Below are 24,744 nucleotides of genomic sequence, written 5' to 3' on the forward strand. Positions count from 1 at the left end.
ATGGAAGCACTGTACCTCCTCATCCCCTTAAGCGTCGTGGTCGTCTTCATCGCCCTGTGGGTGTATTTCACGGCCTCGGACAGCGGCCAGTTCGACGACCTCGTCGGACCGGGCCTGCGCGTGCTGCAGGACGACGATACGCCGCCGCCCGAAACGGCAGCCCCTCCGGCCACTCAACGCGAATAGCCTTGCGACCCCGGCCGCGCATCGAAGCGCCGGCCCCACCACGGTAAAAACACGGTATTGCCGCCGCGCGCGCGGAACCACGGCTGTTCGTGGTCGATGGGCCGCACCACGGCCGGCGGCGCCACCACGGCAGTCACGCTCTCGCTGTCGCTGCTGCCCGCCACCAGCACGGGCCGGCCCACATGGTTGGCATAAGCGATGGCCAGCGCCACGTTCGTCAGCGCCGTGCCCGCGCCCGTCTCGCCCAGCAGCGCCGGCATGTTGAAGGTCTGCCGGTTGAAATCGAAGTCGGGCAATTGCTGCGTCAGGCTTTGCGCCAGCGGGCCGAGCCGTTCTGACGAGACCGGATAGGTGCTGCCCGCATCGTGGACGACGTAGCCGATGGCGTCGTCGTTCAATTGCGCGTTCCGGGCCGCAGCGTCGATGGCAGCGCTCCAGGCCTGCACGGCGCGCGGGAACTGTCCCTTGTCGGCGGTGAAATCGGCGACCTTGCGCGTGGCGGGAAAACCCAGCCAGGCCAGCGGTGCACGCTCCGTCTTGTAGCTCGGGCCGGCCAGCACCAGCAAGACCATGTTTTCATTGATCTGCTCATCCTTGGGCGGATAGCTGGGCGCATCCCAGTTCATCACCCACACGGTCTTGTCGGGGTTGGCCTGCAGATAAGCCAGCCCCGCCGCCAGTGACGTAAAGCCCGCATTGGCGCCGCCCATGGTGACGCGCACGTCGGGCGGCGTGGCCGTGGTCCAGGAATCGGGGAAAGAGGGGTTGCCGATGCTGAAGGCATCGGTAATCGTTTCAACGATATATTTTCCCGCCTCGTCTGGATCAAGGCGTCCAGCCGGCAAGGCATATTCGACGTGAATGCCCGCCAGTTCGCGGCGCGTGGATTTGTCAGTTAGTGAGTGCGCGTTGTAAAAATATTCTTTGTTGGAAAAGTAGATATCCCGGAAAAGATAGATCAATTCCTCCACATACTTTTCATGATATCCATTGAATGTTTCCCGCCCCTTGTTGCCAGAAGCAATCATGCCGATCGATTGCACCTTGCCAAAACGCAAAGGATTCTCTTTCACTTTGCTATCGTCCTTGTTCGGCTTGGCCAGGCCCAGTGTCCACAGCAATTGCCACTCGGTCGGATAGTCGCGCCGCTGCAGGGGATTGAGCCATTGCACACCGACCACCTGCGCCATGTACAGCGATTCTGGCGCAGCGGGTGCGACGGCGGCAACTGGTGCCGCGACGGGCACCTTGCTGGCGCAGGCCGAGGTCAGAAAAAGCACGGCAAGCGCCAGCAATGCCGGCATCAACAATAGTCGTTTCATCAGCAATCCTTCTTCAAGAGGAACATCGACTTGCACGGTTTGTAAGACTGACCAGAGTGCGATCCCAAAGCCGAGCGCAAATACCAGCATGCTCCAGCCCAGCCTGCGCGGTAAGGTAGCAATCAAGTTGCGCATCAGGATGTCTCCGGACGCTTGTACATGCGCTCATCCACAATTTCAGAAGGCATGCGCCCTGTGCTGCCATCACTTTTAACCCACTCCAATAACGGCTTTTTCTTAAACAAACCAAGCTTGAAATATTCAAGAAAAATTCTGTTTGGATTACCCCTTTTTTCCAGCTCCTTCAACAATCGCCAATCCGCAATCACTCTCAATTCCCGCATCGCCTCCTCACCGATATGACACACCCCAATCGCCACGTCATACGCCAGCGCCTTTTCCGCGTGCCGGGGATTGGTCAGGATGGTGGAGTGGTCGGTCGCATGCGTGTCGCAGGTGGCCGCCAGTTGCCCCTGGATTTCCTGCTTGCGCCATTCCAAGTATTCCGGCGTGGCGGTGGACAGGTCGTCTTCCATCATCGCCTTGCCGTCATTGCCGTCGAGCTTCTCGCGGCGGGCCTTCATGCGCAGGCGGGCATGGTCTTCGTAGCGCAGTGCCGCCTCGGTATCGCGGTCGCCCTGCGGCGTGCCGCCCACGCTTGTATCGGCATACGGCTCGCCTTTCTGACGTGCCTTGCCCGCATGGCGGTGCGTGCCGGGCGACTCGATATCCTGGTCGAATTGAGGGCTGGGGTGGCCAAAGCGCATGGACTGCGGTGTAAACACTTCCGGCAAGGCGGGCGCCGTCACGGGGATGCGCCAGTCATCGGGCGGCACGGCATTGATGGGGGTCTTCAGCATCTTCATGAGGGCCGACATGGCGGCGGCCGTGCGCACGCTCGCCGCCTTGCCCGCCGCGCTGCTGCTGGCCCGCACGCCCTTGTCTGGATCGTATTTGGAGATCGGCGAATGAGGATGCCAGAAATCGGCGCTGCCCCGCGCGGGCTGGCGATAGTGATTGCGCCAATAATCATAATCGCCGTGCTGGCCAACGGGAAAGCCCTGCGCGAAGACGCGCTGGGTAAACACGCCGTCGCCACGCGTGGCCTTGATCTGTTCGGCGCTGAGACCTAGCCAGCCGATGCCCTGGATGGGCGTGGCGGAAATCACCTGGTCGTGCGGATTGCAATACAGGGTGACGCGACCGCGCGTGCCTTTCTGCGGGCCGCAGCCATGGCTGGCCTTGTCTTTGTCCAGGCTGAAATCATGTGTCTCGTTGTCCGCCATGCGGCGCAGGCAGGGATCGATGGCCGGTTCCGACGCCTGGCCGCGCACGATGTCGAAAAATGCCGCCAGGGTCTGGCGGCGCGCCTTGCCGCTTTGCCGGCCCACATTGCCATCGACATCCCTGACTTGCCCCTGCAGCCAGCCTTCCGTGTCGTTTCTGCGCAACAGGCTGTACGGAGGATTACATAAAACATAAGTATCGGCCACGCAACGGCCGCTTTTGCCTGCCGCATCTTTCACGTCAGCCATCTTGTTGCCCAGAAACGCCGCCGCCATGCCCACCATATTGCCCTGGCTGTGACAAACCAGCGTGATCGGCACATCGGCCTGCCGCTGGCGGATGGCCGCTACCAGATGCGCCAGGCGCAAAGCCGCCAGCACGAAGTAGGGGCGCGGTGGGCAGGCATACACGATGCGGTCGTTGACGGGATTGAGATGCTCGATATGGATGAACAGGAAGAGGGCGTCCGACAAGCCCTCACCCCACAGATCCGGCAGCGAGGAGCAGCCATTCGCGAACGGGCCGCCGCCCCAGTAAGCGTGTTCGTTCAGGTAGACCGAATCGCCATACGCCTGCAACTCCTTGTCGCTGGCCTTGTAGCCCCAGCGGAACTGGATCACGGGCGAGAAGTGCGCTTGCGGCCCGATGAAGGTGCTGGCCGTATAGTCGGGATCGACATAGCCGTCATCGCTCAACTCGCTCCGGTAGCGCAGCGGCGTCAATTGTCCGGCCTCGGGCGTGGCGTGGCATAGGTGCTCGTCGCAGCGCTTCATGCGCGTGTTCAGGCCGGCGCACAGGCCTGCTTCGGCCGCGCTGTACCACTCGCCGTCGGAATTGACGCCATGCACGAAGATGACGATGCCCGGCGACGGCATTTGCTGCAGGCAGTCGAGCAGGCTGTAGCTGAACAGGGACGTTCCGTTGAGCTTTCCCACAACCAACTTAATATCTTCACCATCCGCTGGCGCGCTATCGGCATGACTCATGGCTAGCCCTCATCATGACTGGACTGTCCACTGTAAACCGTTGCTAATCTACATGTTTTAAGCTACATCAAGCCAGCGCTTGCAGGGATCTTGCATGGCTTTTTTGACCGAAATATCACTTTATTTCGATGCCAGTTCGCTACGCTTATTTCATCCGGGGAATTTTGATCCACATCAAAGTTTTTTCGCGGTCAAACACTTACTCTCTGGCCACCATCATAAATAGTAATTCCAGGGAGAGTCTTTGTGGATCAATCGCTGAACTATAACTACAAGATCGTGAAGCAATTCGCGGTCGCTACTGTGGTATGGGGCATCATCGGCATGCTGGTTGGCGTTATCATCGCCGCTCAGCTGGCCTGGCCTGCCCTGAACCTCGACATACCTTGGCTGACATACGGACGCTTGCGTCCGCTGCACACGAATGCGGTGATTTTCGCCTTCGGCATCTGCGGCCTGTTCGCCACCTCGTACTACGTGGTGCAACGCACCTGCCAGGTACGCCTGTTTTCCGACAAGCTGGCCGCCTTCACCTTCTGGGGCTGGCAAGCAGTGATTCTGGCAGCGGTGGTCACGCTGCCGATGGGCATGACGCGCGGCAAGGAATACGCCGAGCTGGAATGGCCCATCACCATCCTCATCGCCGTCGTCTGGATCGCCTACGCGATCGTCTTCTTCGGCACGCTGATCAAGCGCAAGGTCAAGCATATCTACGTGGCCAACTGGTTCTTCGGCGCCTACATCCTGGCCGTGACGATCTTGCACGTGGTCAACGGTGCCGTCAGCCCCGCTTCGGCCACCAAATCCTACTCCGCCTACAGCGGCGTGCAGGACGCGATGATCCAGTGGTGGTACGGCCATAACGCGGTGGGTTTCATCCTGACCGCCGGCTACCTGGGCATGGTCTACTACTTCATCCCGAAACAGGCCGAGCGCCCCGTGTACTCGTACCGCCTGTCGATCGTCCACTTCTGGGCACTGATCTTCACCTACATGTGGGCCGGCCCGCATCACCTGCACTACACGGCCTTGCCTGACTGGACGCAATCGATCGGCATGGTCTTCTCGCTGGTCCTGCTGGCGCCAAGCTGGGGCGGCATGATCAACGGCATCATGACCCTGTCGGGCGCCTGGCACAAGCTGCGCACCGACCCGATCCTGAAATTCATGATCGTCTCGCTGTCGTTCTATGGCATCGCCACCTTCGAAGGTCCGATGATGTCGATCAAGACCATCAACTCGCTGTCGCACTACACCGACTGGACCGTTGCCCACGTGCATGCGGGCGCCCTGGGCTGGGTGGGCTTCATCACCATGGGTTCGATCTACTACCTGCTGCCGCGCCTGGCGGGCCGCACGCAGATGCACAGCACGCGCCTGGTCGACGTGCACTTCTGGGTGGCCACCATCGGCATCGTGCTGTACATCGCCGCAATGTGGATCGCCGGCGTGATGCAGGGCCTGATGTGGCGCGCGGTCAATCCGGACGGCACCCTGACCTACACCTTTGTCGAGAGCGTGAAAGCGACGTATCCGTACTACGTGGTGCGCGTGGCCGGTGGCCTGCTGTACCTGTCGGGTATGTGCATCATGGGCTACAACACCTGGATGACCTTGCGCGGCAGCAAACTCCCCGTCGCCCGCATTCCGGAACTGAACGCGGCGCACGCCTGATAGGAGCGAAAGCAAATGAAATTTTCACATGCATGGATTGAGAGAAACCCCTGGCTGCTGATCGCCCTGGTCACGGTAGTGATCAGTATCGGCGGCGCCGTCGAGATCGTCCCCCTGTTCTTCCAGAAGAGCACGACGGAGCCGGTCGCCGGCCTGAAGCCGTACTCGCCGCTGCGCCTGGCTGGCCGCGACATTTACGTGCGCGAAGGCTGCTACAACTGCCACTCGCAGATGGTGCGTCCGCTGCGCGCGGAAACGGAACGCTACGGCCACTATTCGGTCGCTGGCGAGTTCGTCTACGACCGTCCGTTCCAGTGGGGTTCCAAGCGCACGGGGCCGGACCTGGCCCGCGTGGGCGCGCGCTACAGCGACGAATGGCACCGCACGCACTTGAACAACCCGCGCGACGTGGTGCCCGAGTCGAACATGCCGGCCTACCCATGGCTGGCGAAGACCAAGCTGGTGCCTGACGAGATCATGCCGAAGATGCGCGCTCTGAAACGCCTCGGCGATCCGTACAGCGATGCGGAAATCGCCGCCGCGCCGGCCCAGCTGCAGGACAAGACGGAAGAAGACGCCCTGGTCGCCTATCTGCAAGGCCTCGGTACATTAATCAAAACAAGGAATTAGCATGGCAATCGAAAACCTGTTTGACAGCGCCAGCAGCGTCATGACGGTGGTTTCCTTTACGACGTTCATCGGCATCCTGTGGTGGACTTTCAGCCGCAGCAATAGCGACTTCGACGCGGCGGCGCGCCTGCCGTTCGACGACGAAGCGCTCGACTACGCGGCCGATGCCGCGCCAGCACAAGGGGAGCGCAACCATGGCTGATTTTACCAATGGCTTCTGGAATATCTACATCATCGTGCTGTCCCTGCTGGGCATCATCGGCTGCGGCGTGCTGCTGTACTCGCAGTCGAAAATCAAAGTGGTCGCCGGCGCCCCTGCCGATGGCACCACGGGCCACGTCTGGGACGAGGACTTGAAGGAACTCAACACGCCGATGCCGCGCTGGTGGATGTGGTTGTTCTACATCACCATCGTCTTCGCCCTGGCGTACCTGTTCCTGTACCCGGGCCTGGGCACCTATGCCGGCAGCCTGGGCTGGAAATCGACGGGCCAGTACGAGGAAGAGCTGAAGAAGGCGGAAGCCGACTACGGTCCCCTGTTCAACAAGTACCTGAGCCAGGACTTGAAGACGGTGGCCGCCGATCCGCAGGCGCAAGCCATCGGCCAGCGTCTGTTCCTGACCTACTGCGCGCAATGCCACGGTTCGGATGCGCGCGGCAACAAGGGCTTCCCCAACCTGACGGACAAGGACTGGCTGTATGGCGGCGAACCCGACATCATCAAGACCACCATCCTGCACGGCCGCAATGGGCAGATGCCACCGATGGGCGCCGCCCTGGGCTCCGAAAAGGATGTCGAGAACGTGGCCCATTATGTGCTGAGCCTGTCCGGTTCGACCTCGGATCCCGTCAAGTCGGTGCTGGGCAAGGCCAAGTTTGGCGCCTGCATGGCCTGTCACGGCGCCGATGCCAAGGGCAACCAGATGCTGGGTGCACCGAACCTGACGGACAAGATCTGGCTGTACGGCGGCAGCGCCGATACCATCATGGAAACCGTACGCAAGGGACGCAGCAACACCATGCCGGCCTTCAGCGATTTCCTCGGCGAGTCCAAGGTGCACGTGCTGTCGGCGTATGTCTGGGGCCTGTCGAATCCTCAGACGCCCGTGAAATGACGTAATGGAACCTCAAGTCATCAAGATGTATGCGGCCCGCGAGCAGATCTACCCTCGCGAGGCCAAAGGACGCTACGCTACCTGGCGATGGGTATGCGTCTGGCTTACCCAGCTGGCGTTCTACGGCTTGCCGTGGTTGACCTGGAATGGCAGGCAAGCCCTGCTGTTCGATTTGACCACGCGCAAGTTCTACATTTTCGGCGTCGTGCTGTGGCCCCAGGATTTCATCTATCTGGCGGCCCTGCTGATCATCTGTGCGTATTTGTTGTTCCTCGTCACGGCCATTGCCGGGCGGGTGTGGTGCGGGTTCTCTTGCCCGCAAACGGTATACACGGAAATTTTCCTGTGGGTCGAACGCCGCATCGAGGGCACGCGCAGCGCGCGCATGGCCCTCGACAAGCAGGGCCCCTCCGTGCGCAAGGCATTCAAGAAGACGGCCAAGCACCTGGCATGGGGCGCCATCGCCCTGTGGACGGGCTTTACCTTTGTCGGCTACTTCACGCCGATCAAGGAACTGGCGCACTCGGTGACCACCCTCAATTTCGGTCCCTGGGAATGGTTCTGGGTCTTGTTCTACAGCCTGGCAACCTACGGCAACGCGGGCTGGCTGCGCGAGCAGGTGTGCAAATACATGTGCCCCTACGCACGCTTCCAGAGCGCCATGTTCGACCAGGACACCCTGATCATCACCTACGATACCAAGCGCGGCGAACCACGTGGCGCCATGAGCAAGAAGGCCGGCAACAACGACAAGCTGGGCGATTGCATCGATTGCACCCTGTGCGTGCAGGTATGTCCGACCGGTATCGATATCCGCAAAGGCCTGCAGTATGAGTGCATCGGCTGCGCCGCTTGCGTCGATGCCTGCAACAGCGTGATGGACAAGGTCGAGCGGCCGCGTGGCCTGATACGCTACAGTACCGACCATGCGATGGAAAACAACTTCAATTCGAAGCAGATCCGCCAGCGCGCCATGCGCCCGCGCGTGCTGATCTACACGTCCATCCTGGCTCTGATCATCATCGCCGTATGTACTTCGCTGGCCCTGCGCACGCCCCTGAAAATGGACGTGATCCGCGACCGCGGTTCGATGGGACGCGAAGTGGAAGAGGGCATGATCGAAAACGTCTACCGCCTGCAGATCATGAACACCTCGGAGCAAACCCAGCATTTTAAAATCAGCGCTTCCGGCTTGCCGGGCCTGACCTTGCTGACACGCGAAGAAGTGACCTTGCAGCCGACGGAAACGCTGGGCTGGCCGATCCGCCTGCGCGCGCCGCACGGCGTCGGCGAGAAGGGCTCGAACAAGATTGCGATCGAATTGCACTCGCTGGACGACCCGTCGCTGCATGTGCGTGAAAGCGCGGTATTCATCGTGCCGCGCTAATGCAGGAAGGCCAGTCCCCGCATGGGGATTGGCCGTTTACACAGGAGAAATACCATGTCTGACAGTCTGAAACTGCAACCGCCCGCCGATCCCTGGTACAAGCATCGCTGGCCTTGGCTGCTGATGATCGGTCCCGGCCTGTCCGTGGTCGTCGGCAGCTTCATGGGCTATATCGCGTTTACGCAGCCCGATGCGCTGGTGGTGGGCGATTACTACAAGCAGGGCAAGGCGATCAACCAGGACCTGCGGCGCGACACGGTCGCCAGCGACCTGGCGATGGACACGAGCTTGTCCTACGATGTGGCGTCAGCGCGCCTGACCGGTTCCGTGCACAGCTTCGGCAAGGCCTATCAGGCGCCGTTGCAGCTGCACCTGGCGCATGCGACGCTGCCGGAAAAGGATATCAAGCTGCTGGTGCAGCCCGATGCGGCCGGCAATTTTACCGTGGCGCTGCCGATGCTCGAGCGCAGCCGCTGGCAAGTGCTGGTGGAAAACGACAAACGCGAGTGGCGCCTGTCCGGCATCTGGACCTGGCCGCTGCAGCGCAGCATCGCGCTGCATGCGGATGAAGAACTGTAAGTCTTACTTGCAGACGTCCGTGCCGGCCGTGATGGCCTTCAGTTTTGCCGGCTGCAGGATCTCGATCTCTCGGTTGGAGACGCGCAGCCAGCCTTCCTTCTTGAATTTGGACAATAACCGGCTGACGCTCTCGATAGTCAGGCCCAGGTAGTTGCCGATTTCCTCACGCGACATGCGCAGCTGGAATTTGCTGCTCGAATAGCCGCGCGCTTCATAGCGCGACGCCAGGTTGACGATGAAGGCGGCAAACCGCTGCGTCGCCTGCATATTGCCCAGCAACAGCATGACGCTTTGCTCGCGCGTGATTTCCTGGCTCATCATGCGGTGGAAATGGCGCAGCAGGGTCGGCATATTGCCCAGCAATTGTTCCAGGCTGGAAAACGGGATTTCACATACTTCGCTGTCTTCCAGCGCCACCGCATTGCAGTGGTGGCGGTCGGCGCTGATGGCATCCATGCCCAGCAGCTCACCCGCCATCTGGAAACCCGTCACCTGCTCCTCGCCGCCCGGATTGATCTGGTACGTCTTGAAGTGGCCCAGGCGGATCGCGTACAGGTTCTGGAACGAGTCGCCGATGCGGAACAGCGAGGCGCCGCGCACGATCTTGCGGCGGCGGCCGATAATCTGGTCCAGCCTGTCCATGTCGCCCACATCGAGGCCCATCGGCAGACACAATTGATGCATGCTGCAGGTCGAGCATCGCGCACGCAACGCCTCCACGTTCACGGTGGGCAAGGTGGGAGTGAGTAGCGCTTCAGTCATGTCGGTACCTTTTAGAAAATGCAATAACAAGTTTACTGCATACAGGGTTGCCATGTGCCAATTTCACTGCAATTCCGCTGAATAAACGACGTTCCGACTTTAATTATATGGCAACATCGTCAAAAGCCCATGCGGAGAGGGCCATTTGCGCGGCGCCGCTTGCCAAGTTGATGTATTGATAGGAAAATTCCTGACAGCATTATCTGCCGCCTGTGCCGCCCGGTACTGAAAAGGAAATCATGAAGCCTCTCGGCATTAAAGCAAAAGTCGCGCTGGCCACCAGCCTGACCTCGATCGCCATGATCGCGCTGGTCACCATGATCCAGGTGCAGCGCATGCGCGACGACTTCACCCGGGTACTGCTGAGCCAGCAGTCGTCCCTGATCGCGCGCACCGCTGCCGAGCTCGACGATAAGCTGGGCATGCTGCTGCAAGTCGTCGCCCTGACGGCCAAGCAGCAGCCGCCCGCATTGATAGGCCAGCCCGTCCAATTGCGCGAATATTATTCGCGCCGTTCCATGCTGGTGCTGTTCGATGACGTGCTGGTGCTCGATGCGCATGGCGCCATCGTGGCCGACATGCCCCAAGTGGCCGGGCGCATCGGCATCAACGTCGCCGAGCGCGAGTACTTCCAGACCGTGCTGCGCACGCGCCAGCCCATGATCACCGAACCGATGCTGGGCAAGGCGAGCGGCATGCCCATCGTGCAGATGGTGGCGCCCGTGCTCGGCGCCGACGGCCAGGTGGTGGGCGTGGTGATTGGCGTGCTGCGCCTGTACAAGGATAACCTGCTGGGCCGCCTGCGCTCGGAAAAGATCGGCAAGAGCGGCTATTACTTCATCGTCACGCGCAGCGCCGTGCCGCGCTACGTGCTGCATCCGGACACCAGCCGCCTGCTGCAGCCGCGCGCGCCGAACGCCAACCTGACCACCACGCAGCTGCTGAAGGACGATGGCGAAGGCAGCATGGTCAGCACCAACAGCCGCGGCATCACGGCCGTCAACAGCTTCAAGCGACTGAAATCGGTGAACTGGCTGCTGGCCGCCTCGCTGCCCCTCGAGGATGCCTTCGAACCCTTCGACGGCGTGCTGTACCGATTGGTGCTGTGGAGCGTCCTCGCCTCGCTGCTGGCCGCTGCCGTTCTGGGCTGGGTCACCGTGCGCCTGCTGTCGCCGCTGGTGCGCCTGCGCGACACCCTGCTGGCCCTGCGCACCAGCGGCAGCCGTTTCACCCCCGTGCCGGTGCAGCAGCGCGACGAGATCGGCGAACTGACGGAAGCGTTCAACGGCCTGATGGGCGAACGCGACCGCCTGCAACAGGAACTCGAATCGCGCGCGGCGGAGCTGGAGCAGGAGCGCGACCGGGCCGAGGCGGCCAACCGCGCGAAGAGCGATTTCGTGGCCAACATGAGCCATGAAATCCGCACGCCCCTCAATGCCGTGCTGGGCATGGTGTATTTGCTGGGTAATACCAAGCTCGATACGGAACAGCGCAAGTATCTGACCATGGTGCGCGTGGCGGGCCAGTCGCTGCTGGGCATCCTCAACGACGTGCTCGACTATTCGAAGATCGAGGCGCGCCGCATGGAATTGTCGCCCGTCGAATTCGACCTCGACGAAGTCATGAATACCCTGGCCACGACGATGACGATGAATGCGGGCGAAAAGGAGCTGGAACTGGCCATCGCCGTCGAGCCCGACGTGCCGCGGCGCCTCGTGGGCGACGCCCAGCGCCTGCAGCAAATCCTCGTCAACCTGGCCGGCAACGCCATCAAGTTCACCGAGAGCGGCGAAGTGGTGGTGGCCGTCAGCCTGGCCGAGAGCGAAAACGGCCGCGCCTGGCTGCGCTTCGAAGTGCGCGACACGGGCATCGGCATGACGGAGCTACAGCAACAGCAGCTGTTCGCCGCGTTTTCACAGGGCGACCAGAGCATCACGCGGCGCTTTGGCGGCACGGGCCTGGGCCTGGCCATCAGCAAGCAGCTGATCCACATGATGGGCGGCGACATCGCCGTCGCCAGCAGCGAAGGCAAGGGCAGCCGCTTCTGGTTCAGCGTGCCGTTCGACATGCTGGCGCAGCCGGCCGAAACGCGGCGCACGCCGGCCCTGGGCCAGCTGCGCCTGCTGGTAGCCGACGACAACCGCACCACGCGCGAACTGATCGTCAAGCTGATCGAGGCGTGGGGCTGGCTGGCCGACGAAGTGGACTCCGGCTTTGCCGCCATCGAGCTGTACCGCGAACGCCTGGCGCAGCAGCAGCCGTACGACGTGGTGCTGGCCGACTGGCACATGCCCGTCATGGACGGCCTGGCCACGGCCAAGGCCATCCGCCAGGCGGCCAGCGGCCAGCGCCAGCCCATCGTGGTGATGGTCAACGCCTTTGCCCGCAACCACCTCGAGGAAATTTCCAGCGCGGCCGAAGCCGACGTCGTGCTGATGAAGCCGATCACGGGGTCGAGCCTGTTCGATGCCCTGCACCAGGCGCTGATCGCCAAGCACGACGGCGGCGAACAGCGCATCCTGCACCAGCCGCTGGGCACGGAACTGGCCGGCGTGCATTTCCTGCTGGTGGAAGACAATCATTTGAACCAGGCCGTGGCGCGCGGCATCCTCGAACACATGGGCGCCACCCTGGACGTGGTGGGCGACGGTTTGCAAGCCGTGGAGCGGCTGCGCACGGAAGCGCTGCGCTATGACATCGTGCTGATGGACATGCAGATGCCCGTCATGGACGGTTTCAGCGCCACCCACATCATCCGCACGGAACTGCGTTTGAGCCTGCCCGTGATCGCCATGACGGCAGGCGTGCTGGCGTCCGAGCGCGAGCGCTGCATGACGGCCGGCATCAACGATTTCATCGCCAAGCCCGTGGTGGTGGAGGAGATGATGGAAGTCATCCTGCGCCACCTGCCCAAGCGCCCGCAAGTGCAGACGGCCGGGCCGGCACGCGTCGCCGATGAAGAAGTGTTTTCCATGGCGCCGCTGATGCGCGTGATGGGACGCGACGCGAAGGGACGCGGCGTGCTGCGGCGCATGGTGGAAGACGCGCTGAACAAGGGCATGACGCCCGTGCGCGACGCCGAAACGGCGTTGCAGGCAGGCCGCCACAGCGACGTGGCGCGCATCCTGCACAGCGTGCGCGGCTCCGTGGGCACCCTGGGCACGAAACGCCTGATCCGCGCCGCGTTTGCTACCGAGGAAGCCATCGATGCGGACCGCCTGGACGAGGTGCCGGCGCTGCTGGCGCACACGGCGCAGGAACTGGAGCAGGCGCTGGCGGCGGCGTCCGACTGGTTGTCGCGGTTGAAGGATTAGGCCTGCAACGTAAAGCCGGGGTCAGACCCGCCGGGCCTGACCCCGGAACTTCGCTCAGCGTCGCCGTTTACGCCGGCACGCCCAGAATCACGCTGGATGCCTTGAACATCGCCGTCACCTTGCTGCCTGGCTCGATGCCCAGCTCGGTGCAGCTCTGGTTGGTGATGATGGCGGCGATCGTGCCGCCGCGTGGCAAGTCCAGCACCACTTCCGTGTTGACGGCGCCCGTCTGCACGCGCGTCACGCTGCCGGTCAACTGGTTGCGCGCGGAAAAGCGCGCCCCTTCGCTGTCCGTCACGAGGATGATGGACGAGGCCTTGATCAGCGCGAACGCTTCCGCGCCTGGCACCAGGCCCAGGCTGGCGCTGCTGCCCTGCGTGACGATGGCGACGATGTGCTGGCCGCCGGGCAATGCCAGCGTGACTTCGTCGTTGACGGCGCCCTGTTTCAGTTCGGCCACCTTGCCGAGGAATTGATTGCGCGCCGTAGTTTTCATGGCCATTCTCCGTATGAGTAACAAATCGTCGGCGATGCCTTCGGCCTGGCTGCCCAGCTGGCGCAGGTAGCGGGCATGCTCGCGCTCGATGATGCGGAAATTGTCGACCAGTTGGCGCCCCCGTGGCGTCAGGCGCGTGCCGCCGCCGCCCTTGCCGCCCGTCAGGCGCTCGACCAGCGGCTCGCCGGCCAGGTTGTTCATGGCGTCGATGGCGTCCCAGGCCGCCTTGTAGCTCATCTTCACAAGCTTGGCCGCCTGCGTGATGGAGCCGCATTCGGCGATGGCGCCCAGCAATTCCACCCTGCCGGCGCCACCCAGGTGCTCTCCGCCCACCGTCATCCATACCGAGCCTTGCAGGCCGATTTCCGCTGCCGCTGATTTATCCAATGCGTTCACCCAATGCCATGTGTTCTTCCCTGTTATCGATCTTTCCGTCGCGCAAGTACAGCACATGCTCGCCCAGGATGCGCGCATCTTCCGGATCATGTGTGATCAGGATCATGGGCACGTCCAGGCGTTGCTGCCACTGGCTCAGTTCCAGCCGCATTTTGACACGCAGGGCCGGATCGAGGGCGGCAAACGGCTCGTCGAGCAGCAGCGCGGCCGGCTCGGCCACGAGCGCCCTCGCCAGCGCCACCCTTTGGCGCTGGCCACCGGACAACTCGTCGGGGAACTGGTGCGCCAGTTCCTGCAAGTGAAACGCGTCCAGCCAATGCTCGACCTTCTGCAATTTTTCGCGCGCGCGCGGGTTGAACCAGCCGCGGCTCAGGCCAAAACCCACGTTCTGGCGCACCGTCAGGTGCGGGAACAGGGCGTAATCCTGGAACAGATAGGCGACGTTGCGCTGCTGCGGCGGCAGGTTGATGCCGGCGGCGGCATCGAACAGGGTACGGCCGTTCAGGCGGATATGGCCCGCGTCAGGCGTGAAGAGGCCGGCAATGGCTTTCAGGGTCATGCTCTTGCCGGCGCCGGACGGGCCATACATGGCGATGCGCTGGCTGCCTGACGTGCATTGCACCTGCAGGTCGAAACGGCGTTTGCCGGAGCGCAAGGTGGCGCGGATGTCGAGGTCGAGTTGCATAGGTGCCATCATAGGCCTCATTTGTGCGCGATGCGCCCGGGCGCCAGGCGGCCAGCCGCCAGCAGCACCACGATGCAGACAAGGGAGATAATCAGGACCAGCGTATTGGCCACGTCGTCCTGGCCCGCCTGCACGGCTTCATACACGGCCACCGACAGGGTCTGCGTCTTGCCGGGGATGCTGCCGGCCACCATCAGGGTGGCGCCGAACTCGCCCAGCGCGCGCACAAAGCCCAGCAGCACGCCAGCGAGAATGCCGCGCCAGGCCAGCGGCAAGGTGACGCGGAAGAAAATCGCCATTTCCGAGATGCCCAGCACGCGGGCCGCCTGCTCCAGCTGGCCGTCGACGGCCTCGAAGGCGGCGCGCGCCGGCTTGAAGACGAGGGGAAAGGCGACCACCGTGGAAGCGATCACGGCGCCCTGCCAGGTAAAGATGAGGTTGATGCCGAAGTTATCCTGCAGCCAGATGCCCAGGGGGCCGCGCCGGCCCAGCAGCACCAGCAAGTAATAGCCGAGCACGGTGGGCGGCATCACCATCGGCAGGGTCAACAGGGCGTCGAGCAGCTCGCGCCCGGGAAAACGCGTGCGCGCCAGCAGATAGCCCGTACCGATGCCGAGCAGCAAATTGAGCGCCGTGGCCCATGCCGCCACTTTGAGCGACAGGGCCAGCGCGGTCCAGGCGATATCCATGCGGGCGCGGTTGCGTTATGGTTTTTTAAAGCCGTATTTGGCGAGGATGGCTTGCGCCGGCGCCGTCTGCAGGTAGCTGACGAAGCGCTTCGCTTCGGCCGCATTGCCGCTGCCCTTGATGGTGGCGATCGGGTACAGCACGGGCGCGTCCAATGGCACCTCCAGCACCACGTTGACCTTGTCTTTCATGATGGCCGCGTCGGTGGCGTAGACGAAGCCCGCATCGACTTCGCCGCGCGCCACGTAGTCGAGCGACTGGCGCACGTTCTGCGTGCCGATGGCCTTGGCTTGCACGGCGTCCCACAGCTTGGCCTTCTTCAGCGCGCCTTCGGAGTAACGGCCGACGGGCACGCTGGCCGGGTTGGCGATGGCCACGCGGGTCACGCCCTTGTGCGTCAGGTCGGCCAAAGCCTTGATGCCCAGCTTGCTATCGTGCGGCACGATCAGCACCAGGCTGTTGCCGACGAAATCCATGCGGTCGGCCGGCAAGACGAGGCCCTGCTTTTGCGCCGCATCCATGGTTTCCTGGTCGGCCGAGGCAAACACGTCCACGGGCGCGCCCTTGACGATCTGCTGCAGCAGCACGCCCGAGGCGGCAAAGTTCAAGGACACCTTGCTGCCCGGATATTGCGCCTCATAGCCTTGCGCCGCATCCTTGAACGCATTCGTCAGGCTGGCCGCAGCCGACACCACCACTTCGCCGGCAACGGCGGAGGTGGCGGCGGTGGCGGCGGTGGCCAGCAGGGCGGCGCCAAGCAGGCGGGCGAGAGAGGTGAGGCGCATGATCGTATCCTTGTAAGTGAACGGTGACAAGGAGCGTAATATACACCCATATATAGCGTTCTGCCATGGCGCAAGTCAAGACAGCTGAACTTGCTTCAAGGACAGCCTTAAGCGGCCACTTTCTCGCTGTCCAGGTCATCCTTGCGCCGCGCATAGCGTTGCGCGATCACGGCGCAGATCATCAGCTGGATCTGGTGGAACAGCATCAGCGGCAAGATCACCATGCCCAGCGAGTGGGTGGCAAACAGCACCTTGGCCATGGGCACACCGCTGGCCAGGCTTTTCTTCGAGCCGCAGAAAACGATGGCGATTTCATCTTCCTTGCTAAAACCCAGGCGGCGGCTGATGAAGGTCATCAAGCCCAGCACCAGTGCCAGCAGCAAGAGGCTGAACAGGCCCAGGGCCACCAGGGTTTCCACCGAAATCGTATGCCACAGGCCCTCGCTGACGGCTTCGCTGAAGGCCGTGTAGACCACCAGCAGGATCGAACCCTGGTCGACATATTTCAGGGTGGCTTTATGGCGGTCGACCCAGCGGCCGATCCAGCGGCGCAGGAACTGGCCGGCCAGGAAGGGCAGCAGCAACTGCATGACGATGGACAGCACGGCGTCCATCGACGACTTGCTTGCTCCGCCTTTCGCCACCAGCAAGCCGACGAGAATCGGCGCGAGGAAGATGCCGATGAAATTCGAGGCCGAGGCGCTGCAGATGGCGGCAGGCACATTGCCGCGCGCCATGGCCGTCAAGGCGATCGACGACTGCACGGTCGATGGCAAGGCGCACAGGAACAAAATGCCCACGTACAACTCGGGCGTGAGGAAGGTCAGCGCCAGCGGACGCAGGGCCAGGCCCAGCAGGGGAAACAGGACAAAGGTACTGGCCAGCACCAGCAGGTGCAGGCGCCAGTGCATGACTCCGGCCACCACGGCTTCACGCGACAGTTTGGCGCCATGCAGGAAGAACAGGGCGCCGATGGCGACGGTGGTGATATGTCCGAAGACCACGGCCGTCGTACCCGTACAAGGCAGGAAACTGGCCAGCGCCACGGTGACGAGCAGGGCAATGGTGAAGTTGTCGGGTTGCAGATTGCGCAACAGGGCGGCGGGGGAAAAGGAAGACATGCGGTAACCTGGTAGTGGCGCAGCCTTGCAACACTGTGCCGGGGATGACAAACAGCGCCGCGAGCGGCGCCAGTGCTGGCCATTCTACCTGTATTGTCCGACTCCTTGCCTGGCGGCATCGGCATGGCTGGCCCGGTAAAACCGTGCGGACAAAAAAATGCCCTGTCCGCGGACAGGGCAACCCGGAGTAAAGTACAGCGCGAGGAATTAACCGGCGGCTTTGACTTTCAGCTCGTTCTTGATTTCTTTCACGCCGCTCACGGAAGCGACGATCTGCACGACGCGGTCACCCGCTTCGGCGCTCGGCACGTCGCCCGACAGGACGACGACACCTTGCTGGGTTGCTACCTTGACTGGCAGGGCAGCGGCTTGCGCATCGGCGCTCAGGGCGGCCTTGGCCGAGGACGTGATGGTTTCATCAGGGACGGCAGCGGCGGCGTTGGCGGCCACGACAGTGTTAGCAGGAGCTTGTGCTTTTGGGGCGGAGTCAGCTGCATGCGAAGCGGTGATCGAGGCGCCCGACAGTACGATAGCGGCGACCAGGGTATTGAACAGTTTCGATGTTTGCATGGTAGTTCCTCTCAATGAAGTTAAAAGCTTCTTACTTGGCTATAGCAATAAACAGCAACACTTTGAAGCGTCACATCTACCCATACAGCAAGCGCCGTGCCAGCTTTTAAATCACATTCAAAATCAACGACTTACATGCAAACCCGATTTTTTCAGCGCGTTTCCGCCGGATCTGGACGGAAAAACAGGGCTTTTTGTCGCCAGACGACGACAGCTTGTGGCAAGACAATCAATATTCACCAGTAAGCCATTGATTATTAAAACTTTATTTTTGTCGCTAATCAGCGACAGGGTCGCCATCCGTGCGAAACAGGGCCGGTGTCAACTCGTATTTCTGCAATAAGCGGTAGAACTCCGTGCGGTTGCGGTCGGCCAGGCGGGCCGCGTCGGCCACGTTGCCGTCCGTCAGGCGCAGCAATTGAATCAAATAGTCGCGCTCGAAGCGCTGCTTGGCTTCGTTATAGCTGAGCGCTTCCAGCGATGGCACGCGCAAGGCCCGCTGCACCAGGGACAAGGGCACCAGCGGCGCCGTGGCCAGCGCGCACACTTGCTCGACCACATTGACCAGCTGACGCACATTGCCGGGCCATGGCGCGGCCACCAGGGCCGTCAAGGCATCGGGAGCGAAGCCGTTCAGCGGTTTTTGATACTTGGCCGCCAGTTTCTGCAGGAAATGGTTCGCCAGCAGAGAAATGTCTTCGCGGCGCTCGGCCAGCGGCGGCAAGGTCAAGGTCACCACGTTGAGGCGGTAATACAGGTCCTCGCGGAACTGGCCTTCCGCCATCGCCACGTCGAGGTCGCGGTGCGTGGCCGACAGGAGCCGCACGTCCACCGGACGCGTCTGGTCGGCGCCCACGGGGCGCACGGCGCGCTCCTGCAGCACGCGCAGCAGTTTCACCTGCAGCGGCAGCGGCATGTCGCCGATCTCATCCAAAAACAGGGTGCCGCCATCGGCCGCCTGAAATAACCCTTCACGGTTGCCGACGGCCCCCGTAAACGCGCCTTTGACGTGGCCGAACAGTTCCGATTCCAGCAGCTGCTCGGGAATGGCGCCGCAGTTGACGGCGATGAACGGCGCCTTGGCGCGGCGGCTGGCGTTGTGCAGGGCGCGCGCCAGCAATTCCTTGCCCGTGCCGCTGGGGCCGCGGATCAAAATGCTGGCGTCCGATCCCGCCACCAGCTTGGCTTCGGCCAGCAGCTCGGCCATCTGCGCACTGCGGCTGATCAGCTCGGCACGCCAGCTCTCGTCGCCGGATGCTGGCGCCGGCATGACGGTGGACAAGTTGATGGCATACGCCACTTTTTCCATGAGCAGCTTGCCATCGAACGGTTTCGTCAGATACGCAAACGCGCCGCGCGCCGTCGCGTCGACGGCGTCGGGGATGGTGCCGTGGGCCGTCAGCAAGATGACGGGCAGGGCCGCATGCTGGCGGCGGATTTCATCGAACAGGGCCAGGCCGTCGCGGCCCGGCAATTGCACGTCGGTAATGACCAGGGCCGGCAATTCCACGGCCAGGCGCGCCAGCGCCGCTTCCGCGCTGCCCACGGCCGTCACGCGATAATTGCCCGCCTTCAAACGGATGGTCAGCAGGCGCAGCAGGTCGGGATCGTCGTCGACCAACAAGATGTGGGCGTGCTCGCTCATTTCGGCGCTCCCGCGGCAGGGCGCACGGACAGGCTGCGTTCGATGTTTTTCAGCGCCTCGAGTTTTTCATTGAGCAAGTCGATGCGGCGCTGGGCGTCGCGCAGCTGCGTGTTGAGCTTGTCGATGCCCTCTTCCTGGCGGCGCAGTTCCGCATACTGGCTGGCCAGCAATTGTGCCAGCGGCGCCAGCAGTTGCGCGTCCTTGCCCGTGGCCGTCAGCAAGGGTTCCAGCAAGGCTTGCGCGCGGGCGAGGTCGCCGGGGCCGCGCACGGTCGCTTGCAGCATGGCGCGGCGTAGGGTGTTGTGCGGCGCATGGTCGGCTTTCGCCAGATCCAGCTGCGCCTTCACCAGTTCCGACGGCGTCATCAAGCGCAAGGCAGTTTGATACGCCAGCAGTTCGGTCAGCTGGGGATCAGCCACCACCACGACGCGCGGCGGCGTTTGCACCAGCACGGGCGTCTGGGTGGGGGGGGGCTTGGCGGCGCAAGCGCCCAACAGCAGCGCGCAGGCGGCCATGGCGGCCAGGGAAGTTCTCGTCATCATAAGGGCAGTTCTATCCGAAAATGCGCGCCGGCGGGGCGCGGTAAAAGAGTGACGCTGCCATCGTGGGCGGCGATATATTCGCGCACGATGGACAGGCCGATGCCATTGCCGTTGCGCGCGCCGGCAGCCTGGCGCACTCCCTGGTAAAACGGTTCAAAAATACGCGCGGCATCCTCGGGCGCCACGCCGGCCCCCTCGTCGATGCAGTCGATGCGCACGCGACCACCATCGCAAGACAGGGTGAAACGCACGGTGCCGCCTTCCGGGCTGAAGCGCACGGCATTCGACAGCAGATTCGCCAAGGCTGTGGCCAGCTTGTCGCGGTCGGCCTGCACGATCAGCGATGCGCCCTGCACCTCGACCGTCAGACGGCGCGCCAGCCATTGCAGGCGCTGCCCGGCCACCACATCTTGCAGCAAGACCAGCAAATCGACCTTGCTGTGCGCCAGGTGCTGGGCATCAAAAGCGGCGGTATTGTAGCGCAGCAAGTCTTCGATCTGGGTTTGCAGGGACGCCGTGTTTTGCTGCAGGATGCCGGCGATTTCGCGCTGGCCATCGCTGAGCTTGCCCGCCACCTCGTCTTCCAGCAAGGCCACGCCTTCGCGCAGGGCCGCCAGCGGCGTTTTCAGCTCATGCGAAATGTGGCGCAGAAAACGTTCCTTGTCGGCATCGAGGTCCGCCAGGCGCTGGCGCAGCCAGTCTAGCTGCTGGCCCAGGCGGCGCGTGTCGGCCGGGCCGCCGACGACGATGGGCTGGTCGTAGCGCTTCTCGCCCAGTCGCCCGATGGCCGTCTCGATGCGGCGCAGCGGGCGCGACAACAAGAAGCCGAAGCAGGTGGCCAGCACGGCCGCCAGCAGCACGGCGCCGCCCACCAGCACGCCCAGCACGCGGCGCTGGCGTTCCAGCTCGGCCAGCAGGGCGTCGTTGCGGCTGCCGATTTCCGTCTTGCTTTCGCGCGCCAGGCTGTCATTGATCTGCGTCATGCGGGCGAACGCGCGGTACACGACGGCGTGGCCATCGCGCTTGCGGCGCTTACCTGCTTGCAAGACTTCCCACGCCGCTTGCGCCTGCACCGTCCATTCGTCGGCCAACTGGGGGGCGAACTCGGGCGTGGCGCGGTTCAGCACTTGCAGCGCCGCCGTCGCTTCGTCGCGGGCCGCCGCGTAGCGCTCGCGGAACACGGGATCATCGAGCACGAGGAATTGGCGCGCGCTGCGCTCCATGGCCAGGGTGCGCTCGGACAGGCGCTGCGACTGTTCCGTCAGGGCAATCGCCTGCGCCGCCGTCTCGCGCCCCAGCCGCGCCAGGTGTTCCAGGGTCAGCAGGGCTTGCACGGAGGTAGCCGTCAAAATGCCCGTCGTCAAAATGAAGGCGGCAAATAACAGTTGGCGAAAGGAAAGTCGGGACAAGGTAGGCGCCTTCGGTTCAGTCTGGAGAGCAAAAGGCGCATGGTACGCTAAGCGTGCATTCGGAGACGCCAGCCACCGAAATATGATCTATTTTGCAAGAATGTCGCTTTTCCGGCCGCCAGCAAGGCCCCGGCGGCGGCACACGAATACTCCTAGTACAATAGGGAAAAACTTCACGCAGGCATCAAAGTGGCCGTCGGCCCTGGCATTGCGCCACTTTGCCCCCAGATGTGATGCAGCCCCACCAACACTCCGAATCACCTACCGCAGAGATCCCATACCGCATGAGCACATTTGAAAAAGTCAGCAGCAACTTCATTCCAGTCTTGCAGGCAACCATCGAGCAATATGTCGAGCCAGCAACGGGCATGCGCCATATCCACATGCATACCGAGCAGGCTGAGATGGTGTTCCTGGTGGCCTTTCCCACTGTGCCGGAAGTGAGCGACGGGCGCGCGCACATCCTGGAACACCTGGCCTTGTGCGGCTCGTCCCGCTACCCGGTGCGCGACCCGTTCTTCTCGATGCTGCGCCGCTCGACGGCCACCTTCATGAATGCGATGACCTATCCGGACCGCACCGTGTACCCGTTCGCCAGCACCGACCGCAAGGATTTCTTCAACCTGCTCGACGTGTACCTGGACGCGGCCTTCTTCCCCAACCTCGATTACCTGAATTTCCGCCAGGAAGGCTGGCGCCATGCGTTCGAAGGCGACAAGCTGGTGTACCAGGGCATCGTCTTCAATGAAATGAAGGGCGCCTTCAACAGCCCCATGCGCGCGCTCGACACCGGCATCGCCAGCGCCTTGCTCAAAGGCACGACGTATGAAGTGGAATCGGGCGGCGATCCGCTGAATATCCCCGAGCTGACGCATGACATGCTGAAAGAATTCCACGCCAGCCACTATCACCCTTCGCAAGCCGTGATCATGACCGCCGGCAATATCGAAGCGTCGGCCGTGCAGGAACAAGTCGCCGAACGCGTGTTGTCCAAGCTCAGCGGCTTTAGCCCGCGCCGCCTGCCGCAACTGGCGCCCGCCTGGACGGCGCCGCAAGAAAACGTGGTGAAAATTCCATCGCAGGAAGCGCGCGACGATGAATTCGGCCTGCAATTCGCCTGGCTGATGGGCGAGTCGAGCGACCCCATCGCGTACTACCACGCGCATCTGCTGTCGCACGGCTTGCTCGGTGAATCGTCGGCGCCCGTCATGCGCGCCATGGAATCGGCCGGCTATGGCCGCCCATCGGACATGAATGGCCGCGACGCGGGCATCCGCCAGATGGTCTTCCACATCGGCATGGAAGGTTTAACCAAAGAACAAATCGCCGATGCGCACCAGCGCATCTGGACGGCGCTGGAAGAGACGGCGGAAGAGGGCATTCCCGCCGCCGTGCTGCACGCCGCCTTGCGCGACATCAAGTACAGCCAGCGCGAAATCAGCAGCGGCCGCATGCCTTACGGCCTGGGCCGCTTGCTGCACGCCTTGCCGCTGGCCATGTACGACGGCAACGTCATGGACGCGTTCGACAATGCGGCCATTCTGGAAACCCTGGAACAGCAAATTGAAGACCCGGCATTCTTCAAGCAGCTGGTGCGCGAACTGATCGCCAATCCGACCCGCTTGACGACGCATGTGGTACCCGACAGCGCCTACTTCACGGACCGCGCCGCCCAGGAAGACGCCAAGCTGGCGGCCCTGCAAGCGACGCTGACGGATGCCGAGCGCGAACACATCGTGGCGGAATCGGCCGCGCTGGAAGCGCATCAGCAATTGCCGTCGAATTCCGAAGTCTTGCCGCGCATCCGCCCTGGCGACGTCAGCGCATCGCCGCGCCCGGCCCTGCCGATCCCGGCCGCCGTCGATGGCGCCGTGGCGTTTTCCATCGCCTCGAACGGCATCAGCTATGCCAACGTGCTGTACGACGTGTCGGGCCTGCCGGAAGCGTCGTGGCCCTGGTTGCGCCTGTACACGGACCTGGCGCCGGAACTGGGCGTGGGCGACATGTCGTTTGACGACGCCAGCGCCTGGCGCCAGAGCATGGTGCCGTCGTTCCACATCGGCCTGGAAGCCATCCCGCGCCCGCAACAGGCGATGCGCGTGGAATTGTCGTTCTCGGCCAGCGGCTTGCGCGAAGAACACGCGGCGATCGCCGCCGTGCTGTCGGCCTGGATCGCCAAACCCCGCTTCGATGAAGAAGAGCGCCTGGCCTTCCTGATCGAAAGCCTGGTGCAAGACAAATTGAGCAGCCTGGCCGAATCGGGCAACCGCTACGCCATGCTGGCCTCGGCGGCGCCACTGTCGCCCACGCGCCGCTTCGACGACATCGTCGGCGGCCCGGCGGCCCTGCCGTTCTACCGCCGTTTGCAGCAGCTGAGCAAGACGTCCGAGGGCTTGCAGGAAATCGCGCGCGAGCTCGACACCCTGCACGCGCACATCATCGCCCAGCAGCCGACCGTGCTGTGCGCCGGCCTGGAGCACGATGGCATCACGCTGGCCCGTTTGCTGGAGTTGCCGGCCGCCGGCACGGATGCGGCCACGCCAAGCGACACGCCAGCACCTGCAGCATTGCCGCTGGCCAATACGGCCCTGCATGCGACGAGCCAGATCAACCATTGCTTCGTTTCCTGGGCCGTGCCTGGCGTGCACAATCCGGACGCCTCGGCCCTGGCCGTCGCCGCCGAACTGATGACCAACCAGGTGCTGCATACGGCCCTGCGCGAAAAAGGCGGCGCGTATGGCGGCAGCGCCAGCTACGCAGCCGGCGCAGGTACCTTCACGTTGAGTTCCTACCGCGATCCGCGCCTGGCCGGCACGTTCGCCGACTTCGGCACGACCCTGGATCAGATCCTCGATGGCGATTTCTCGCAGGAACAAGTGGAAGAAGCCATCATCTGCGTCATCAAGGGCCTCGACAAGCCGCACTCGCCGTACGCGGAAGCGCTGACGGCATGGAACATGCAGCAGCGCGGCACGACGGAAGCCGTGCGCCAGCAGTTCCGCACCGGCGTGCTGAACTGCACCCTGGCGCAGATCAAGGACGTCACGCGCACCTGGCTGAAAAACGGTCAGCAGAGCCGCGCCGCGTTTGCGGGCAACACGACGCAAGACCTGGCCGGGCTGGAAGTGGTCGATTTGCTGGCGCTGGCCAGCTAAGAGCGCTTTTC

21 protein-coding genes are annotated in these 24,744 nt (G+C 63.0%); 9 read left to right on the top strand and 12 right to left on the bottom strand.

Features of this window, described 5'->3' with window-relative positions; genetic code table 11:
* The gene (gene ccoS, locus AC54AF_RS12090) at positions 1 to 186 is read left to right on the top strand and encodes a cbb3-type cytochrome oxidase assembly protein CcoS (RefSeq protein WP_131686938.1); all 186 of its coding nucleotides are present in this window, start codon (positions 1 to 3) and stop codon (positions 184 to 186) included.
* Here the strand turns inward: ccoS and AC54AF_RS12095 are convergent.
* Together AC54AF_RS12095 and AC54AF_RS12100 are read right to left on the bottom strand one after the other, a co-directional pair.
* Positions 174 to 1,508, bottom strand: coding sequence for a hypothetical protein (locus AC54AF_RS12095; RefSeq protein ID WP_496636738.1), 1,335 nt, complete (start codon positions 1,506 to 1,508; stop codon positions 174 to 176). The two genes, ccoS and AC54AF_RS12095, sit on opposite strands and share 13 nt — an antisense overlap.
* A 134-nt stretch (positions 1,509 to 1,642) precedes the next feature.
* On the bottom strand, positions 1,643 to 3,730 hold the full coding sequence (locus tag AC54AF_RS12100; RefSeq protein ID WP_496636739.1) for a T6SS effector phospholipase Tle3 domain-containing protein: 2,088 nt from the start codon (positions 3,728 to 3,730) through the stop codon (positions 1,643 to 1,645).
* Positions 3,731 to 4,027: 297 nt separating this feature from the next.
* On the opposite strand from AC54AF_RS12100, the gene ccoN reads away from it, so the two are divergent.
* Genes ccoN through AC54AF_RS12130 form a run of 6 tightly spaced genes read left to right on the top strand, consistent with a single transcriptional unit; the run spans position 4,028 to position 9,166 of the window.
* Positions 4,028 to 5,455 (top strand): cytochrome-c oxidase, cbb3-type subunit I, encoded by a 1,428-nt coding sequence (ccoN, locus tag AC54AF_RS12105; protein ID WP_096232804.1) that lies wholly within the window; start codon positions 4,028 to 4,030, stop codon positions 5,453 to 5,455.
* Positions 5,456 to 5,470: 15 nt separating this feature from the next.
* Positions 5,471 to 6,085 (top strand): cytochrome-c oxidase, cbb3-type subunit II, encoded by a 615-nt coding sequence (ccoO, locus tag AC54AF_RS12110; protein ID WP_436476138.1) that lies wholly within the window; start codon positions 5,471 to 5,473, stop codon positions 6,083 to 6,085.
* Between the two features lies 1 nt (position 6,086).
* A complete protein-coding gene (locus tag AC54AF_RS12115) occupies positions 6,087 to 6,287 on the top strand; it encodes a CcoQ/FixQ family Cbb3-type cytochrome c oxidase assembly chaperone (RefSeq protein WP_131686935.1) in 201 nt (66 codons plus the stop codon).
* Positions 6,280 to 7,200, top strand: coding sequence for a cytochrome-c oxidase, cbb3-type subunit III (gene ccoP, locus AC54AF_RS12120; RefSeq protein ID WP_131686934.1), 921 nt, complete (start codon positions 6,280 to 6,282; stop codon positions 7,198 to 7,200). Before AC54AF_RS12115 ends, ccoP begins: the two co-directional genes overlap by 8 nt.
* Before the next feature lie 4 nt (positions 7,201 to 7,204).
* On the top strand, positions 7,205 to 8,587 hold the full coding sequence (ccoG, locus tag AC54AF_RS12125; RefSeq protein WP_496636740.1) for a cytochrome c oxidase accessory protein CcoG: 1,383 nt from the start codon (positions 7,205 to 7,207) through the stop codon (positions 8,585 to 8,587).
* Between the two features lie 54 nt (positions 8,588 to 8,641).
* On the top strand, positions 8,642 to 9,166 hold the full coding sequence (locus AC54AF_RS12130) for a FixH family protein (protein WP_131686932.1): 525 nt from the start codon (positions 8,642 to 8,644) through the stop codon (positions 9,164 to 9,166).
* Between the two features lie 3 nt (positions 9,167 to 9,169).
* On the opposite strand, the gene fnr is transcribed toward AC54AF_RS12130, so the two are convergent.
* The gene (gene fnr, locus AC54AF_RS12135) at positions 9,170 to 9,928 is read right to left on the bottom strand and encodes a fumarate/nitrate reduction transcriptional regulator Fnr (RefSeq protein ID WP_046681780.1); all 759 of its coding nucleotides are present in this window, start codon (positions 9,926 to 9,928) and stop codon (positions 9,170 to 9,172) included.
* Positions 9,929 to 10,167: 239 nt separating this feature from the next.
* Between fnr and AC54AF_RS12140 the strand changes: the two genes are divergently transcribed.
* A complete protein-coding gene (locus tag AC54AF_RS12140) occupies positions 10,168 to 13,242 on the top strand; it encodes a response regulator (RefSeq protein ID WP_496636741.1) in 3,075 nt (1,024 codons plus the stop codon).
* Between the two features lie 67 nt (positions 13,243 to 13,309).
* Here the strand turns inward: AC54AF_RS12140 and AC54AF_RS12145 are convergent, their stop codons facing one another.
* The 9 genes from AC54AF_RS12145 to AC54AF_RS12185 form a co-directional block, all read right to left on the bottom strand.
* Positions 13,310 to 14,077, bottom strand: a complete 768-nt coding sequence (locus tag AC54AF_RS12145; protein ID WP_496636778.1) for a TOBE domain-containing protein — start codon at positions 14,075 to 14,077, stop codon at positions 13,310 to 13,312.
* 40 nt (positions 14,078 to 14,117) lie between these two features.
* Entirely contained in the window at positions 14,118 to 14,828 is a 711-nt protein-coding gene (locus tag AC54AF_RS12150; protein WP_496636779.1) for a sulfate/molybdate ABC transporter ATP-binding protein, read from the bottom strand.
* An 8-nt stretch (positions 14,829 to 14,836) separates the two neighbouring features.
* Positions 14,837 to 15,508, bottom strand: coding sequence for a molybdate ABC transporter permease subunit (modB, locus tag AC54AF_RS12155; RefSeq protein ID WP_496636742.1), 672 nt, complete (start codon positions 15,506 to 15,508; stop codon positions 14,837 to 14,839).
* A gap of 15 nt (positions 15,509 to 15,523) precedes the next feature.
* Positions 15,524 to 16,291 carry a molybdate ABC transporter substrate-binding protein gene (gene modA, locus AC54AF_RS12160; RefSeq protein ID WP_496636743.1) on the bottom strand — a complete coding sequence of 256 codons (768 nt, stop codon included), beginning with the start codon at positions 16,289 to 16,291 and terminating at the stop codon, positions 15,524 to 15,526.
* A gap of 107 nt (positions 16,292 to 16,398) precedes the next feature.
* The gene (locus AC54AF_RS12165) at positions 16,399 to 17,412 is read right to left on the bottom strand and encodes a bile acid:sodium symporter family protein (protein ID WP_496636744.1); all 1,014 of its coding nucleotides are present in this window, start codon (positions 17,410 to 17,412) and stop codon (positions 16,399 to 16,401) included.
* A gap of 207 nt (positions 17,413 to 17,619) precedes the next feature.
* A complete protein-coding gene (locus tag AC54AF_RS12170; protein WP_070223276.1) occupies positions 17,620 to 17,982 on the bottom strand; it encodes a BON domain-containing protein in 363 nt (120 codons plus the stop codon).
* Between the two features lie 277 nt (positions 17,983 to 18,259).
* The gene (locus tag AC54AF_RS12175) at positions 18,260 to 19,627 is read right to left on the bottom strand and encodes a sigma 54-interacting transcriptional regulator (RefSeq protein ID WP_496636745.1); all 1,368 of its coding nucleotides are present in this window, start codon (positions 19,625 to 19,627) and stop codon (positions 18,260 to 18,262) included.
* Positions 19,624 to 20,169, bottom strand: coding sequence for a hypothetical protein (locus AC54AF_RS12180; RefSeq protein ID WP_496636746.1), 546 nt, complete (start codon positions 20,167 to 20,169; stop codon positions 19,624 to 19,626). Before AC54AF_RS12180 ends, AC54AF_RS12175 begins: the two co-directional genes overlap by 4 nt.
* Positions 20,166 to 21,578 carry a HAMP domain-containing sensor histidine kinase gene (locus AC54AF_RS12185; protein ID WP_496636747.1) on the bottom strand — a complete coding sequence of 471 codons (1,413 nt, stop codon included), beginning with the start codon at positions 21,576 to 21,578 and terminating at the stop codon, positions 20,166 to 20,168. The genes AC54AF_RS12180 and AC54AF_RS12185 overlap by 4 nt, the downstream gene beginning before the upstream one ends.
* A gap of 284 nt (positions 21,579 to 21,862) precedes the next feature.
* Between AC54AF_RS12185 and AC54AF_RS12190 the strand changes: the two genes are divergently transcribed.
* Positions 21,863 to 24,733: an insulinase family protein gene (locus AC54AF_RS12190; protein ID WP_496636748.1), complete on the top strand. Its 2,871-nt coding sequence runs from the start codon at positions 21,863 to 21,865 to the stop codon at positions 24,731 to 24,733.
* The last annotated feature ends 11 nt before the right edge of the window (positions 24,734 to 24,744 follow it).

Source organism: Janthinobacterium sp. JF4 (assembly GCF_059617925.1).

Coding starts and splice junctions, on each gene's coding strand:
- fnr (WP_046681780.1), bottom strand. CDS start 9,928: ATGACTGAAGCGCTACTCACTCCCACCTTGCCCACCGTGAACGTGGAG.
- ccoG (WP_496636740.1), top strand. CDS start 7,205: ATGGAACCTCAAGTCATCAAGATGTATGCGGCCCGCGAGCAGATCTAC.
- ccoP (WP_131686934.1), top strand. CDS start 6,280: ATGGCTGATTTTACCAATGGCTTCTGGAATATCTACATCATCGTGCTG.
- AC54AF_RS12180 (WP_496636746.1), bottom strand. CDS start 20,169: ATGATGACGAGAACTTCCCTGGCCGCCATGGCCGCCTGCGCGCTGCTG.
- AC54AF_RS12165 (WP_496636744.1), bottom strand. CDS start 17,412: ATGTCTTCCTTTTCCCCCGCCGCCCTGTTGCGCAATCTGCAACCCGAC.
- ccoS (WP_131686938.1), top strand. CDS start 1: ATGGAAGCACTGTACCTCCTCATCCCCTTAAGCGTCGTGGTCGTCTTC.
- AC54AF_RS12145 (WP_496636778.1), bottom strand. CDS start 14,077: ATGACGGTGGGCGGAGAGCACCTGGGTGGCGCCGGCAGGGTGGAATTG.
- AC54AF_RS12140 (WP_496636741.1), top strand. CDS start 10,168: ATGAAGCCTCTCGGCATTAAAGCAAAAGTCGCGCTGGCCACCAGCCTG.
- AC54AF_RS12115 (WP_131686935.1), top strand. CDS start 6,087: ATGGCAATCGAAAACCTGTTTGACAGCGCCAGCAGCGTCATGACGGTG.
- ccoO (WP_436476138.1), top strand. CDS start 5,471: ATGAAATTTTCACATGCATGGATTGAGAGAAACCCCTGGCTGCTGATC.
- AC54AF_RS12095 (WP_496636738.1), bottom strand. CDS start 1,508: ATGAAACGACTATTGTTGATGCCGGCATTGCTGGCGCTTGCCGTGCTT.
- AC54AF_RS12175 (WP_496636745.1), bottom strand. CDS start 19,627: ATGAGCGAGCACGCCCACATCTTGTTGGTCGACGACGATCCCGACCTG.
- AC54AF_RS12150 (WP_496636779.1), bottom strand. CDS start 14,828: ATGGCACCTATGCAACTCGACCTCGACATCCGCGCCACCTTGCGCTCC.
- AC54AF_RS12170 (WP_070223276.1), bottom strand. CDS start 17,982: ATGCAAACATCGAAACTGTTCAATACCCTGGTCGCCGCTATCGTACTG.
- modB (WP_496636742.1), bottom strand. CDS start 15,508: ATGGATATCGCCTGGACCGCGCTGGCCCTGTCGCTCAAAGTGGCGGCA.
- AC54AF_RS12190 (WP_496636748.1), top strand. CDS start 21,863: ATGAGCACATTTGAAAAAGTCAGCAGCAACTTCATTCCAGTCTTGCAG.
- modA (WP_496636743.1), bottom strand. CDS start 16,291: ATGCGCCTCACCTCTCTCGCCCGCCTGCTTGGCGCCGCCCTGCTGGCC.
- AC54AF_RS12130 (WP_131686932.1), top strand. CDS start 8,642: ATGTCTGACAGTCTGAAACTGCAACCGCCCGCCGATCCCTGGTACAAG.